Raw genomic sequence first — 13,458 nt, 5'->3', positions numbered from 1 at the left:
TGGGCCTCCTACTGGCGCGGAGGTAAGACGCCGCCGACTGACCGCCGCGGCGGCTGGCGGTTTCCAAGCCGATGGCCCCCGGCCGGCGAGGGGCGCCGATGACGAACCGCTATGCTCACCGCCGCTACAAGGACGGTGTGCGCCTGCGGCTGGGCTGGTCGTGGTCGCAATGCCTCTCGACGTCATGGGCGGCGGCGAAGATGCGGCGGGAGACGGCGCTGGCGCTCGCCGCGTGACTGCATTGCATTCCTAAGTTCGGCTGATACGTTGGTCCAATCCGCAAACCCCAAGCAAGCCCCGGATAAACGAACGCCCCGACCGTGGATGTAACGGCGGGGCGTTTTTGCGTGGAGCAAGCGGAATATTCGGGCCGTTTAGAATAGGCCACCCATGCCGAACAACCCGCCGCCGTCTCCGCAGCCGCCGCTATAACCATAAGTGGCGGGGTAGGCAGCGCCATAAGTGCCGCAGCAAGGGTTGCAGCCGCCGCTATAGCCATAAGTAGCGGGGGCGGCCATGCCGTAAGTGCCACAGGCGGAGCCATAAGCGCCGTATGGGTAGCTCGCCGCCGCCACGCCGCCTAGCAGGCCGGCGCCATAGCCCCAGCGACCATAGCCAGGGCGCCAGGCCGCCCAACGGCGATGACCCCAGCCTCCCCAACCATAGTGGCGACCCCAACCATGGTGGCGGCCCCAGCCGCCGCCCCAGCCAACATGGCGGTGCCCCCAGCCGCCGCCGTAGCCCCAACGGCCCCATGCGGAGGCCGGAGTAGAGATGGACACCGTGCTGACTAGCATGGTGGCGGCAAGCGCGGTCGTAATCATCTTACGTGAGTTTGTCATTGACACGTCTCCAGGGGTTCTTGTCGGCCAAAGCCCCAGACCTCCCCTGCAACGCGAGCCCGATTTTCTTGTTCCAGCCTAAGCTTTAAGGACCGCGAACGGCATGAGGATCACGGTAACCGCTGTTTTCAGGCCACGTGTTTGAGAGCGACCGGCTGCGCGTAGGCCCATGGCATGAGCTCGTCGAGTTTGCTCGCGAGATGTCCGTCGACGATCTTCGCGAGGACATCGGCCATATAGGCCATCGGATCGACGCCGTTCAGTTTGCAGGTCTCGATGAGCGACGCGACGATCGCCCAGTTTTCGCCGCCTCCGTCCGAACCCGCGAAGAGCGCGTTCTTGCGATTGAGGGCAATGGGACGGATCGCGCGCTCGACGATATTGGAGTCGATCTCGGTGCGCCCGTCGTCGATAAAGCGCGTCAAGCCGTCCCAGCGTGAAAGCGCGTAGCGGATCGCCTCGGCGAGCTTGGTCTTCTGGCTGATCAGCGCGAGCTTCTCGCGCAGCCATGGCTCGAGGGCGTCGAGGATCGGGCGGGATTTTTCCTGTCGCGCTGCGCGCCGGTCGTCCGGGTTCTGCCCGCGGATGTCGCTCTCGATGGCGTAGAGCGCGCCGATGCGCGCCAGAGCCTCACTGGCGATCGGCGCGGGACCTGCTGCGGCGAGTTCGTAGAAGCGCCGGCGGACGTGAGACCAGCAGAAGGCGAGCGACACGCTGTTCTTCTGCGTCAGCGCGCGATAGCCGGCGTAACCGTCGACCTGCACGACGCCCGTGAAGCCGGCAAGATGCGTGAGCGGCTGCTCGGACTTTCGGTTTTGCGCATAGACATAGACTGCGATTGGCGGATCGGCGCCGCCCCATGGCCGGTCGTCACGCGCATAAGCCCAAAGTTGGCCGGTCTTGGTGCGCCCGCGCCCGGGGTCAAGCACCGGCGCCCTTGTCTCGTCGGCGAAGATTTTTGTCGACGATCTGATGTGTTCCAGAAGCCGCTCGTGCACGGGCCGCAAATGCCAGGCGGCGCGGCCAACCCAGTCGGCGAGCGTCGAACGGTCGAGGGCGATCCCCTGCCGGGCGTAGATCTGTGCTTGGCGATAGAGCGGCAAGTGATCGGCGTATTTGGAGACCAGCATGGGCGATTGTCGCCTCGGTCGGCAGGCCGCCCTCGATCAGCCGCGCCGGGGCCGACGCCTGCACGATAGCGCCCTCGCAGGCGCGGCAGGCGTATTTGGGACGCCGCGTCACCAGCACGCGGAACTGCGCCGGCACGACGTCGAGCCGCTCGGAGACATCCTCACCGATCTGATGGAGCGCCCCTTGCAGCAGGGACAGGCTTTATCCTCGATGTCGACGATGGTTTCGATGCGCGGGAGATGCGCAGGCAGCGCGCCACGGTTCGTGCGGCGCTTTCTGGACGCCTTCTCGCGTTCGGTGGCGGACTTGGCTTCCTCCTCCGCGGCGGCGCCCGCTTCCGTCTGTTCGACCTCTTCGAGCGCGAGCAGCATCTGGTCTTCGGGAAGGGTCTCGGCGCGTCGTCCAAAGCGATGGCGCTGCATCTCCTTGATGATCTGCACGAGACGATCGTTGCGCGCCCGCTCGGCGAGGAGCATCGCCTTCAGTTCGTTAGGATCGTCGGGAAGCGTCTCGACCGCCTGCGCCATAGACGCAGAAGACCATATTTTGTGCCGTCTTTCGACGCTCTCCGACGCCCTGATTCACTGTGTCGCATCATCCCGACAAGGCCGGCGCCGACGTCTCCTTCGCGCAGTGACGCGCCGCCAGTCTAGCCCCTCCAGCAGCGCCGAAAATTGCGCCGCCGACAACCGCATCACCCCGTCTTCGATCTTCGGCCAGCGGAACTCGCCGTCCTCCAGTCGCTTGGCGAAGAGGCACACACCCGTGCCGTCCCAGAAGACAAGCTTGATGCGGTCCGCCCTCTTCGCGCGAAAGACGTAGATCGCGCCGTCGAAGGGATCGCACTGTATCGTCTCGCGCACCAGCGCCGCGAGACCCTCCGCGCCCTTGCGGAAGTCGACCGGCTTCGTCGCCACCATCACGCGCACCGCGCCCGTCGGACCGATCATTTGGCGGCTTTCAACGCCCGGATCACCGCAGCGATGGTCTTTGCTTGCGCGCCGCGTCCGACCCGAACCGTGACGCCATCAACTTCAAGTTCGATCGTCGGCGTCGAATCGACTTCCTGGCGCACAGCGCGTCGTTCGCGTTTGGTGAGCGGCGCGGGCGCAGGCCCTTGCGTGACTGCGGGAACGAACAATGGCGGCGCGCCTACGTCCTCGCGAGCCTCGGTCTCTTTGCGCGCCTGACGACGCCACGTAAAGCTGCTGCGGCGTCAGACCATGCCGCCGCGCCACTTCACAAACGCTCGCGCCCTCCGCGAAGCTCTCAGCGACAATCGCCGCTTTCTGATCCGCGCCCCACGTCCTCCGACGCCCCGAGCCCGTGAAGACCTCGATCCGCCGCGCCGGAAACGCTTCAGGCTCCGGCATATGTTTACGCTCTGAAATCGACATGTGTCGGAGCCCTCTATCGCTCCGATTATCGTCCCTACCGCTCGCTCAAAACAGGTGGGAGCAGAACAGCGCTTACGGATCACGATCACGCTACGCCACTGCAAGAGTCGGATCGTTGCAGGCGGCTCGTCGCCAATGCGTTCGAAAAACGGCGAGCCGCCCCCGCAAAGCGGACGCGAGCGAGGCCATAAATTTCTCTCGCGCACAAATACGATAGCCCAGCGAGAACCTTTAGCGACTTGTGGGAATCACGATCTTGCCGACGCCGATACCGAGGTCGTTAGTGCGCCTAACGTGACTGCAGGCTACCCCAAGAAAAGTGGAAGTTCCGTCGCTGCGGAGGCGGCTTAAGTGCGCGGCCTGCCGCGCCGGGCCGGCGCGCTATTAACAGTAAGAGCGGTGATTTCGAGAGAATTTGCGCGCAGCCGCGCCCCTGAAAATGCTAAGCCCTATCTCGGCCATCCCAAGGTTCAATTACATATCCGAACCCAACGTCCTTCAGCGGTATCGTAGACATAGCAATCTAAGAACGCGGCCGAACCTGTCTCGAAATGGCGAGCGGGACGGGGACGGCAAAGGTGACGCCCAAACGTCCGCCATCAAAAAGCAATTCCTATAAGTTGCGTGTTTGTTCGACATTCGTGCATGCCGTGCAATAAGTCCCCGCCGGAGCATCAGAATTATCACGTTCCGGAAGCGTTCTCTTTAGGCTCGCCGTTTTGGGCGAGCGAGACGAGGTGAAGTTGGGAGCGGCCGGGGCGCTTGACTGCGCATTGCTGCGTCATTCTCCGCACCCGTATATTGGACAAATCTTGGACAAAAGCCGATTTTGAGGCTTGCCGATTTGTGCGCAAGTCATTGATTTTAAAGGTGGCGCTCCCTAGGGGACTCGAACCCCTGTTTTCGCCGTGAGAGGGCGACGTCCTAGACCGCTAGACGAAGGGAGCGGGGAGCCGCTCTATAGACTGCCGCGAGCGTCTCGGCAAGCGTAAAGACGGGCGGCTTTCGCGCTTCTTTTCGGCGTGATAGGCCAACGGTCTGTTTTCGGATCCGAGACCATGACCCAAACGCTCTTCCAGGACGCGCCTCAGGCGCAGGCGCTGACGGCGTCGCTTTTCGCCCTCGGCCGCGCCGCCCGCAAGGCCGCGCGGGCGGTCGCGCTTGCGCCGGCGGCGGTCAAGGACGAGGCGCTGCGCGTCGCGGCCGCCGAGATCCGGCGCCGGAACGAGGCGATTCTCGCCGAGAACGCTTTGGACGTCGCCGACGCCAAGGCGCGCGGCGCGGCGGGCTCTTTCATCGACCGCCTGACGCTCGATCCCGGCCGCGTCGAAGCGATTGCGCGCGGCGTCGAGGAGATCGCCGCGCTGCCCGACCCCGTCGGACGCCTGCTCGCGCGCTACGAGCGGCCCAACGGCCTCGTCATCGAGCGCGTGTCGACGCCCCTCGGCGTGATCGGCGTGATCTATGAGAGCCGGCCGAATGTGACGGCCGACGCCGGGGCGCTGTGCCTCAAGGCCGGGAACGCGGCCATCCTGCGCGGCGGCTCGGAGAGCCTGCGTTCGTCGCGGGCGATTCACGCCTGCCTTGTCGCGGGGCTGAAGGCGGCGGGGCTGCCGGAGGCGGCGATCTCGCTCGTCGACACGCCCGACCGCGCGGCCGTGGGCGCGATGCTGGCGGGGCTCGACGGCAATATCGACGTGATCGTGCCGCGCGGCGGCAAGAGCCTCGTGGCGCGCGTGCAGCACGAGGCGCGCGTGCCGGTCTTCGCGCATCTCGAAGGGATCGTGCATGTCTATGTGCACAAGGACGCCGATCTCGACATGGCGAAACGCGTGCTGCTCGACGCCAAGATGCGCCGCACCGGCATTTGCGGCGCGGCGGAGACGCTGCTCGTCGATCGCGGCTGCGCCGCGACGCATCTCGCGCCGCTCGTCGCCATGCTGATCGAGGCCGGCTGCGAGGTGCGCGGCGACGCCGAGACGCAAGCGGCCGACGCGCGCGTGAAGCCGGCGGCGGAGGAGGATTGGAGCGCCGAATATCTCGACGCGATCATCGCCGCGAAAGTCGTGGACGGGCTGGAGGCCGCGATCGATCACATCGAGACCTATGGTTCGCATCACACCGACTGCATCGTCACGAAGAACGACGCGGTCGCGCGGCGTTTCATGTCGGAGGTCGATTCCGCCATCGTGCTGCACAACGCCTCGACGCAATTCGCCGATGGCGGCGAATTCGGCTTCGGCGCCGAGATCGGCATCGCGACAGGCCGCATGCATGCGCGCGGGCCTGTCGGCGTGGAGCAGCTCACCTCGTTCAATTATCGCGTGCATGGGGACGGGCAGGTGAGGGGGTAATATGTCGCGGGCTTGGCCCAGGCGCATTCCCAAGTGGATTCTTGATCGCTCGCTTTGCGAGCGTCGGGAACGACAAGAGGTCGGCGTTTGTGTGTCATTCCCGGCAGGCCGGAGGCCTGACCGGGAATCCAGGGCAAGTTCCCGGACGCCTTTACGTTTGAACTCCCGATCTCCTGCTGTGCGAGCGCGGGGATGACAGGATTGAGCTTCTATGGATCGCGCTTATTGCGTTTATCTTCTTGCCAGCCAACGAAACGGGACGCTCTATATCGGCGTGACCAATGATCTCGCGAGACGCGTCTATCAGCATAAGATGAAGCAGCTTCCTGGCTTCACCTCGCGATACAACGTCCATATGCTCGTGTGGTACGAAACATGGCGACATCAACGAAGCGATCGCGCGGGAGAAGCAGTTGAAGAAGTGGGAGCGGCGATGGAAGCTCGAACTTATCGAAAGCGTTAATCCGACATGGAAAGACTTGTATTTTGAACTCAATTGTTAACGCTGCGAAACATTATTTCTGGTGGGCCATCGGCTGGGCTAGGAATCCAGGCCCGGCGGCGCGAGTTATTGCTCTGGATTCCCGATCGCTCGCTCTGCGAACGTCGGGAATGACAAGAGGCTTGCCTGCGCTTGCGTGTCGTTCCCGGCGAGCCAAAGGCCCGACCGGGAGTCCAGGGCGACGTCCTGGGGCGTCATCCTTGCGCTGGATTCCCGCTTTCGCGGGAATGACGCCGTCGCGGCAACCCTTTGACGCCTGCCTATGACGCGCGCCTTTATCCGTCTTCCGCCTCACGCCCCCGGCATGCGCGTCGGGCTCTTCGGCGGCTCCTTCGATCCACCGCATGAGGGCCATGTGCTGGCGTCGCGCATGGCGCTGCGGCGGCTGCGGCTCGATCGGCTCTGGTGGCTCGTGACGCCCGGCAACCCGCTGAAGGACACAAGCGGGCTCGCTTCGCTCGGCGCGCGCATCGCGGCGGCGCGGGCGGTCGCTTGCGATCCGCGCATCGTCGTCACGGGTCTGGAAGCCGAGATCGGCGCGCGCTACACGGCCGACACGCTGCGTTTTCTCCATGCCCGCTGCCCGGACGTCCGCTTTGTCTGGATCATGGGGGCGGATAATCTTCTCCAATTCCATCGCTGGCGGGACTGGGAGGAAATTCTTCGCACGACGCCGGTCGCGATCGTGGACCGGCCGGGCGCGACGCTGAAAGCCGCGAGCGCGAAGGCCGCGCTGAGATTTCCCGGCGCGCGCCTGGAGGAGCAGGATGCGCCGCTCCTCGCCGCGGCGCGGCCGCCGGCTTTCGTCTATCTGCACGGGCCGCGCAACCCGTCCTCATCGACGGAGCTGCGCCGCAAAGCGGGACGCCGATAGAGGCGTCCGCGCCGATCACTTCTTCTCGAAGAGCGGGATGATCCAGCGCTTATAGGCCCAGAAGCTCGCCGGAATGCCGATGAAGATGGCGACCCACATCATCAGCGAATTGTCGGTGGCGTTCTCGTAGAAATTGCCGCCCTCGTGAACCGACTGCGTATAGGGATTGCGCACGAAGAGCGTCAGCAGGAAGGAGCCCACGACGATCGCGCCGACAATGTAGAAGAAGCTTTTGGGGATGAGCAGCGTCGGCGGCGGATTCCGGCCGGGCTTCTGATCCTGCTGGCCGTTGTCTCTTGGTTCCTCGGTCATTTTTCCGCTCCTGCGCGTTTTCCTCGGCCCCAATATGGGTCAGACCGCTCGGTTGCGCCAGAGACGCTTTCCCGCGCCTCCGACTCCAAGACATAGGCGCTCCGCCATCCCCGCGCAGCAGGCGTTTCTCGCCAAAGAGCGGCCAAATCCGGGGAAAGGCGAAATAACCTTGAGCGCAACTCGGGCGGTCGATGAAAGGCCGAAGCCCTATCCGGCGAGCGGAAGGCCGTCGGGGCGCTTGAGCGGCACCGGAATGGCCGCCGGATCGAGGACGTTCCGCGCGTGTCCCGTCGCACCGCGTGGCGACGCGAAAGCGCCCAATATTCGCTCGCGCATCCGGTCCGCCGCGCGCCTCGCATTCGAGAAAAGGAGTTTCGTCAAATGGAGTTCTGGAAATCCTTCGCTGACTCGGCGTTTTGGACCGGACTTGCCGATGCGCTCGTCTGGCTCGCCGTCGGATTCGGCGCCTGGTGGATCATGTTCCTGGCGCCGCTTGGACGTCGCCTTTTCCGAAACAGCGTCCTGATCCAGGCGCCCGCCGAAAAGATCTGGTCGGCCTATCTGCTGGAGCCGTCGCCGGAAGGCGGCTGGGGGCGCTTCGTGATATTGGCGAGCAGGGCTTTGTCGGGGATGAGCGCCACGAGGCGCTTGTGCGCGGCGCAAATTCGACCGCGCCTTACAAGCTTGTCGTCTCGCGCGTCCGCCGGTTGGAGCCGCACGCTTTCTACGAAAGCGAGATCGAGTCGATCGACGGCGCGCCCGCCTTGGGCGTCAACGCGGTGCAGGCCTGGGCGCGTTTCACGCCGCAGGGCGGCGCGACGCTCCTCGATCAGCAGGTGAGCCAATGCGTGCGCGGCCTTTTCGGCCATTTCGCCATGCAGGGCTATTACGACCGCTATTGCCAGCATTTGCGGACGCATTGCGAGGGCGCGCCGCCGCCTCCGAGAAGCGCCGTTCTGAGCCGCCGCGCCGGGGCTCTTCTCGCCGTCGCGGCCGTCGGCGCCTCCGCTCTCCTCATCGGCGCCTTCAATCCGGGCCTCGGATGGGCGTGCCTCCTCGTCGCGATCCTGCTGGAGCTGGCGATCCTCATTCACGAATTGGGACATTGGCTGGCGATGCGCTGGTACGGGCACGCCGACGCCAGCATCGTCTTCGTGCCGTTCTTCGGCGGCGCCACGATCGGCGCGCGGCCGTCCGGGTCGCGCTTCGAGAAGGCGGTGATCGCGCTGATGGGGCCCGCCTTTTCGGCGCTCTTCATTCTGGCGCTCATGCCCGCCTTGCCATGGGGGCTGGACTTTCTCGAACTCGAAGCCGAGCCCGGCGCCCTGAAAACGGCGATCGGCGTGATCGCGGTCGGCCTCGCCTCGGTGTCGATACCGCTCAACCTCTATAATCTCGCGCCGCTCGGCATGCTCGACGGCGCGAGGGTCGTCGCCGCGCTCGCGGACGGACGCGGCGCGCGCCTCGCCGCGATCGCGGCGATCTGCGCGGCGCTCGCCTTTGCCGTCGCCGAATGGGGCGGGGCCGGAGAGCTTGGCGGCCTTCTCGCCTTTCTCGGAGTCGTGTGGCTCGTCGGCCTGTTCTCGCCCACGCCGCCGCAAGAGACTCTCGCGCCGATGAGCCGGCGCGAGTCGGCGGTCGTCCTTGTTGCGCTCGCCGCGACGCTGGCGGTTTATCTTTGCGCCTCGCGGGCCTACATGCCCGCCATCGCCGAGGCCATCAAGAGCGGCGTCGAAACCTATGCGGAGCAACAGGACGACGCCCCTCCGCCCGCGCGCGACGCGCGTTCCTGGTAGCCTGTTCATTCGCTGCGCGGCCTCTGGATTGCTTCGCTTCGCTCGCAATGATGACGGCAGACGCGAGCAAGAGGCCAGCGGTCGCCGGCCACCCCGTAAAAGGGAGGTATTGGCCGGCCTTCGCCCGATTACCCTGCGGCCGGGCCATAGACGTCGTAGGCGTCGGCGCGCTCGACCTTGATCGACACGATATCGCCAGGGCGCAGCGGGCGGCGCGACTCGACGAAGGCCGCGCCGTCGATCTCGGGCGCGTCGGCCTTGGTGCGGCCCTTGGCGAGCGCGCCGGAGGGGCCGCCGCCCGCTTCATCGATAATGACCTGAAGGCGCTTGCCGACCTTGCGCCTCATCAGCCGCGCGCTCACCTGCCGCTGCTTCTCCATGAAGCGCTTCCAGCGGCTCTCCTTCACCTCGTCCGGGACGAGGGAGAGGCCGAGATCGTTGGCGGGGGCGCCGGCGACCGGCTCATATTTGAAGGCGCCGGCGCGGTCGATTTCCGCTTCGTCCAGCCATTGCAGCAGCGTCTCGAAATCTTCCTCCGTTTCGCCGGGAAAGCCGACGATGAAGGTCGAGCGCAGCGTGAGGTCCGGACAGGCCGCGCGCCAATTCTTGATGCGCGCCAGCGTCTTTTCCTCATTCGCGGGGCGCTTCATGGCCTTCAGCACATTCGGCGCGGCGTGCTGGAAGGGGATGTCGAGATAGGGCAGCACTTTTCCCTCCGCCATCAGCTCGACGACCTCGTCGACATGGGGGTAGGGATAGACGTAATGCAGGCGCACCCAGGCGCCGAGTTCGCCCAATTCCTTTGCGAGGTCGAGGAAGCGCGCGCGCACCGCGCGATCGCCGAAGGCGCTTTCCGCATAGCGAAGGTCGCGGCCATAGGCGCTCGTGTCCTGCGAGATGACGAGCAGTTCCTTCACGCCGGCGCGCACCAGCTTTTCCGCCTCGCGCAGCACGTCGGCCGCCGGACGCGATACGAGCGGGCCACGCAGATGCGGGATGATGCAGAAGGCGCAGCTATTGTCGCAGCCTTCCGAGATTTTCAGATAGGCGTAGTGGCGCGGCGTCAGCTTGACGCCCTGCTCGGGCACGAGATCGAGGAAGGGATCGTGCGCGGGCGCCACGGCGCGATGCACGGCCTCGACGACCGTTTCGTATTGTTGCGGGCCGGTGACGGCGAGCACGTCCGGGAAGCGCGCGGTGATCGCTTCCGGCTCCGCGCCCATGCAGCCGGTGACGATGACCTTGCCGTTTTCCGCGAGCGCCGCGCCGATGGCCTCGAGCGACTCGGCCTTGGCGCTGTCGAGAAAGCCGCAGGTGTTGACCACGACGACGTCGGCGCCCTCATGGCGCCGCGCGAGCTCATAGCCCTCCGCGCGGAGGCGGGTGACGATGCGCTCGCTGTCGACGAGCGCCTTGGGACAGCCGAGCGAAACGAAGGAAACGCGCGGGGCGGCGGCCGGATTCTGGTCTTCCTGCATCGCGCCGGATTGCCATGGCGCGACGCGGAAGGCAATCGGGGCGAAAGAAGCTAGGAGATGAGCGCGCCGACGAGGGCGTAAAGGGCGACGGCGGCGAAGACGAGGGCGTGGGTCATGGACGCAAAACTCCAACGGGCGCGCGGAGGAGGGACGCGCGGCAGGGCGGCTGAAATTCGGAAACGGGAAGCGCGGCGACGATGACGCCGCGCCTCTCGTTAATAGTTTTCAGCCCGTTAAAAAAAGGTTTCAAAAGCGCGGATTCGGCCGCCGAAATAAAAGGCGCGGCGTCGCGGCCAAGTCGGCGGTGGATAAGAAAGCTTCTTATAAACATAAGTTTATGCGCAGCGCAAAAAACGATTTGCGCTTCCCCGCCGCGCCACTATGAATAGCCGCGCCGGAGCCTGCCGCGCGCCAAAACGCGCCGGCGCCCGTTAACGCCGAGCCGACGCCGGCCTTCTGGAAAGACCCCGCCTTGCCGAACGCGATTGTTCTCGGAACCGGTTCCTATGCGCCCGAGCGCGTGCTGACCAACGCCGATCTCGAGAAAATGGTGGCCACCAACGGCGAATGGATCGTCAGCCGCACCGGCATCCGGGAACGCCGTATCGCCGCCGATCACGAGGCGACATCCGACCTCGCCGCCGCCGCCGCGCGCAAGGCGCTGGAATTTGCGGGCGTCGCCGGCGAGGCGGTCGACATGATCGTAGTCTGCACGGTCACGGGCGATACGCCCACGCCCTCCTGCGCCTCTTATGTCCAGGCGAAGATCGGCGCGCCCAACGCCTTCGCCTTTGACGTCGGCGCCGCCTGCGCCGGCTCGCTCTACGGGCTCGTGATGGCGGATCAGTTCATTCGGTCCGGGATGGTGCGGAAGGCGCTGGTCATTGGGGCGGAAACGCTGAGCCGCGTCGTGGATTGGACAAATCGCGAGACCTGCGTGCTCTTCGGCGACGCGGCGGGGGCCATCCTTCTCGGCGCGACGGAAGAGGAGGGGCATGGCGTCCTCGCCGCGACCCTGCGCACGGACGGGACCTTGACCGGCATTCTGAATATTCCCGGCGGGGGCAGCCGCGTCCCGATAACGCCCGAGCTCGCGGCCGGAACCGACGGCAAGATCAAGATGCGCGGCCGCGAGGTCTACAAGGTCGCGGTCCGTCTCCTGCCCGAGGTCGTGGCGGACACGCTCGCCAAGGCGGGCCTCGCGCCCGGCGACGTCGACCATGTGATCTGCCATCAGGCCAATCAGCGCATCATCGAGTCGGCGCTCGAAAATCTCGGCGTCCCGCGCGAGAAATGCTGGATCAATATCGACCGCTACGGCAACACGTCGAGCGCCTCCATGCCGATCTCGCTCGACGAGGCCAACCGCGCCGGAAGGCTCGAAAAGGGCGACGTCATCGCCATGATGGCGATCGGGGCGGGCATGACCTGGGGCGGCGTGGCGCTGAGGTGGTGAGAATGTGGGGCGAGCCGCTCATCGCGGCCCGCCCCGCGGAACCCATACGGCAGATACGCCGCCGCAACGCGATCCCGCCTTGACAGTCTAGGCGGCGCCTTGAAAGAGAAAAGCGCGGCCTGCCAATTATTTGCGGCAAAGCTCCGCATACTTTCGGCTGATATTTAGTCAAAGGCCGCGATCTTTCCGACCGCGCTGGCCCTTTAGTCCCGACTAGTGTAGGCATTTTGGCCGATCGAGGGACGCATGAGCACGGACGCAGACGGGTCTAAAAAGCGCGGCATGTTCGCCCGCCTCTTTGGCAAGGGCGGCCAGGAGCCCAAGGCCGACGCGCCACAGGCGGAGGCGGAGGAGGCGCCCAAGCGTTCCTGGTGGCAGCGCCTGTCGGGCGGGCTGGCCCGCACGTCGCAGGCGATCACCCAGGGCGTCGCCGACATCTTCACCAAGCGCAAGCTCGACGCGCTGACCCTCGAGGAGCTCGAGGACGTGCTGCTGCGCGCCGACCTGGGCGTGGGCGCGGCGACGCGCATCACCCAGGCGGTCGGCAAGGCGCGCTACGACAAGGACATCGCGCCGGACGAGGTGCGCGCCATCCTCGCCAATGAGGTCGAGGCGACGCTGACGCCCGTCGCGCAGCCCTTCGAGATCGACGAGACGAAGAAGCCGTTCATTATCCTCGTCGTCGGCGTCAACGGCTCCGGCAAGACCACGACCATCGCCAAGCTCGCCTCCAAATGGACTGGAGAGGGCAAGAAAGTGGTGCTTGCGGCGGGGGACACGTTCCGCGCCGCCGCCGTCGAGCAGCTCAAGATCTGGGGCGCCCGTTTCGACGCCGAGGTCGTCGCGGGCAAGGAAGGCGCCGACGCCGCCGGCCTCGCCTTCGACGCCATCAAGCGCGCGCGGGAGACGGGCGCGGACATTCTGCTGATGGACACCGCCGGACGCCTTCAAAACCGCGCCGAGCTCATGGCGGAGCTTGAAAAAATCGTCCGGGTGATGAAAAAGGCCGAGGCGGACGCGCCCCATGCGGTGCTGCTGGTGCTCGACGCCACGGTCGGCCAGAACGCGCTCCAGCAGGTCGAGATTTTCGGGCGCGTCGCCGGCGTCACCGGCCTTGTGATGACCAAGCTCGACGGCACGGCCCGAGGCGGCATTCTCGTCGCCATCGCCGAGGCCTATGGCCTGCCGATCCACTTCATCGGCGTGGGCGAGGGCCAGGACGACCTCGAACCCTTCACCGCCCGTGATTTCGCGCGCGCGATCGCCGGCCTGGACGAAAACGAAGCGCCGGAGGCGGCGCCGGAAAGCTAAGATAA

At 65.7% G+C, this 13,458-nt stretch carries 12 protein-coding genes, 1 tRNA gene and 3 pseudogenes; 7 read left to right on the top strand and 9 right to left on the bottom strand.

The genetic code is table 11. The features are described 5' to 3' along the window. The first annotated feature begins 98 nt into the window (after positions 1 to 98). Positions 99 to 236, top strand: a complete 138-nt coding sequence (locus ACV7JP_RS19155; RefSeq protein WP_457797229.1) for a hypothetical protein — start codon at positions 99 to 101, stop codon at positions 234 to 236. A gap of 138 nt (positions 237 to 374) precedes the next feature. Here ACV7JP_RS19155 and ACV7JP_RS19150 read toward each other — a convergent pair whose 3' ends face one another. The 7 genes and pseudogenes from ACV7JP_RS19150 to ACV7JP_RS19120 form a co-directional block, all read right to left on the bottom strand. Next, positions 375 to 782 (bottom strand): hypothetical protein, encoded by a 408-nt coding sequence (locus ACV7JP_RS19150; protein ID WP_457797228.1) that lies wholly within the window; start codon positions 780 to 782, stop codon positions 375 to 377. A 188-nt stretch (positions 783 to 970) separates the two neighbouring features. Continuing rightward, a pseudogene (gene tnpC, locus ACV7JP_RS19145) lies at positions 971 to 1,978 on the bottom strand (IS66 family transposase); the annotation flags it as partial. Positions 1,979 to 2,257: 279 nt separating this feature from the next. Then, a pseudogene (locus tag ACV7JP_RS19140) lies at positions 2,258 to 2,500 on the bottom strand (transposase domain-containing protein); the annotation flags it as partial. Positions 2,501 to 2,554: 54 nt separating this feature from the next. Continuing rightward, on the bottom strand, positions 2,555 to 2,923 hold the full coding sequence (gene tnpB, locus ACV7JP_RS19135; RefSeq protein WP_457797227.1) for an IS66 family insertion sequence element accessory protein TnpB: 369 nt from the start codon (positions 2,921 to 2,923) through the stop codon (positions 2,555 to 2,557). Continuing rightward, entirely contained in the window at positions 2,920 to 3,048 is a 129-nt protein-coding gene (locus ACV7JP_RS19130) for a hypothetical protein (protein WP_457797107.1), read from the bottom strand. The genes tnpB and ACV7JP_RS19130 overlap by 4 nt, the downstream gene beginning before the upstream one ends. After that, entirely contained in the window at positions 3,008 to 3,346 is a 339-nt protein-coding gene (locus ACV7JP_RS19125) for a transposase (RefSeq protein ID WP_457799123.1), read from the bottom strand. The genes ACV7JP_RS19130 and ACV7JP_RS19125 overlap by 41 nt, the downstream gene beginning before the upstream one ends. 895 nt (positions 3,347 to 4,241) lie before the next feature. Beyond that, positions 4,242 to 4,317: transfer RNA gene (locus ACV7JP_RS19120), tRNA-Glu, on the bottom strand. Between the two features lie 111 nt (positions 4,318 to 4,428). Between ACV7JP_RS19120 and ACV7JP_RS19115 the strand changes: the two genes are divergently transcribed. The 3 genes and pseudogenes from ACV7JP_RS19115 to ACV7JP_RS19105 all read left to right on the top strand — a co-directional run bounded on the left by ACV7JP_RS19115 (position 4,429) and on the right by ACV7JP_RS19105 (position 7,100). Beyond that, on the top strand, positions 4,429 to 5,724 hold the full coding sequence (locus ACV7JP_RS19115; RefSeq protein ID WP_457797226.1) for a glutamate-5-semialdehyde dehydrogenase: 1,296 nt from the start codon (positions 4,429 to 4,431) through the stop codon (positions 5,722 to 5,724). A gap of 211 nt (positions 5,725 to 5,935) precedes the next feature. After that, positions 5,936 to 6,227, top strand: a pseudogene (locus ACV7JP_RS19110) (GIY-YIG nuclease family protein). Between the two features lie 261 nt (positions 6,228 to 6,488). After that, a complete protein-coding gene (locus ACV7JP_RS19105; RefSeq protein ID WP_457797225.1) occupies positions 6,489 to 7,100 on the top strand; it encodes a nicotinate-nucleotide adenylyltransferase in 612 nt (203 codons plus the stop codon). Between the two features lie 15 nt (positions 7,101 to 7,115). On the opposite strand, the gene ACV7JP_RS19100 is transcribed toward ACV7JP_RS19105, so the two are convergent. Then, positions 7,116 to 7,412 carry a hypothetical protein gene (locus ACV7JP_RS19100; protein WP_457797224.1) on the bottom strand — a complete coding sequence of 99 codons (297 nt, stop codon included), beginning with the start codon at positions 7,410 to 7,412 and terminating at the stop codon, positions 7,116 to 7,118. A gap of 650 nt (positions 7,413 to 8,062) precedes the next feature. Between ACV7JP_RS19100 and ACV7JP_RS19095 the strand changes: the two genes are divergently transcribed. After that, positions 8,063 to 9,208: a hypothetical protein gene (locus ACV7JP_RS19095; RefSeq protein WP_457797223.1), complete on the top strand. Its 1,146-nt coding sequence runs from the start codon at positions 8,063 to 8,065 to the stop codon at positions 9,206 to 9,208. A 128-nt stretch (positions 9,209 to 9,336) separates the two neighbouring features. Here the strand turns inward: ACV7JP_RS19095 and rimO are convergent, their stop codons facing one another. Next, positions 9,337 to 10,686 (bottom strand): 30S ribosomal protein S12 methylthiotransferase RimO, encoded by a 1,350-nt coding sequence (rimO, locus tag ACV7JP_RS19090; RefSeq protein ID WP_457797222.1) that lies wholly within the window; start codon positions 10,684 to 10,686, stop codon positions 9,337 to 9,339. A 472-nt stretch (positions 10,687 to 11,158) separates the two neighbouring features. Between rimO and ACV7JP_RS19085 the strand changes: the two genes are divergently transcribed. Together ACV7JP_RS19085 and ftsY are read left to right on the top strand one after the other, a co-directional pair. Beyond that, the gene (locus tag ACV7JP_RS19085) at positions 11,159 to 12,142 is read left to right on the top strand and encodes a beta-ketoacyl-ACP synthase III (protein WP_457797221.1); all 984 of its coding nucleotides are present in this window, start codon (positions 11,159 to 11,161) and stop codon (positions 12,140 to 12,142) included. A gap of 246 nt (positions 12,143 to 12,388) precedes the next feature. Beyond that, a complete protein-coding gene (gene ftsY, locus ACV7JP_RS19080; protein WP_457797220.1) occupies positions 12,389 to 13,453 on the top strand; it encodes a signal recognition particle-docking protein FtsY in 1,065 nt (354 codons plus the stop codon). Positions 13,454 to 13,458: the final 5 nt, after the last annotated feature.

Source organism: Methylocystis sp. S23, assembly GCF_054106005.1.
This window is presented reverse-complemented; position numbering and strand designations above follow the sequence as displayed.

Excerpts from the sequence above, each read along its gene's own strand:
- ACV7JP_RS19125 (WP_457799123.1), bottom strand. The coding sequence starts at position 3,346 with ATGCCGGAGCCTGAAGCGTTTCCGGCGCGGCGGATCGAGGTCTTCACG.
- ftsY (WP_457797220.1), top strand. The coding sequence starts at position 12,389 with ATGAGCACGGACGCAGACGGGTCTAAAAAGCGCGGCATGTTCGCCCGC.
- ACV7JP_RS19155 (WP_457797229.1), top strand. The coding sequence starts at position 99 with ATGACGAACCGCTATGCTCACCGCCGCTACAAGGACGGTGTGCGCCTG.
- tnpB (WP_457797227.1), bottom strand. The coding sequence starts at position 2,923 with ATGATCGGTCCGACGGGCGCGGTGCGCGTGATGGTGGCGACGAAGCCG.
- ACV7JP_RS19115 (WP_457797226.1), top strand. The coding sequence starts at position 4,429 with ATGACCCAAACGCTCTTCCAGGACGCGCCTCAGGCGCAGGCGCTGACG.
- ACV7JP_RS19105 (WP_457797225.1), top strand. The coding sequence starts at position 6,489 with ATGACGCGCGCCTTTATCCGTCTTCCGCCTCACGCCCCCGGCATGCGC.
- rimO (WP_457797222.1), bottom strand. The coding sequence starts at position 10,686 with ATGCAGGAAGACCAGAATCCGGCCGCCGCCCCGCGCGTTTCCTTCGTT.
- ACV7JP_RS19100 (WP_457797224.1), bottom strand. The coding sequence starts at position 7,412 with ATGACCGAGGAACCAAGAGACAACGGCCAGCAGGATCAGAAGCCCGGC.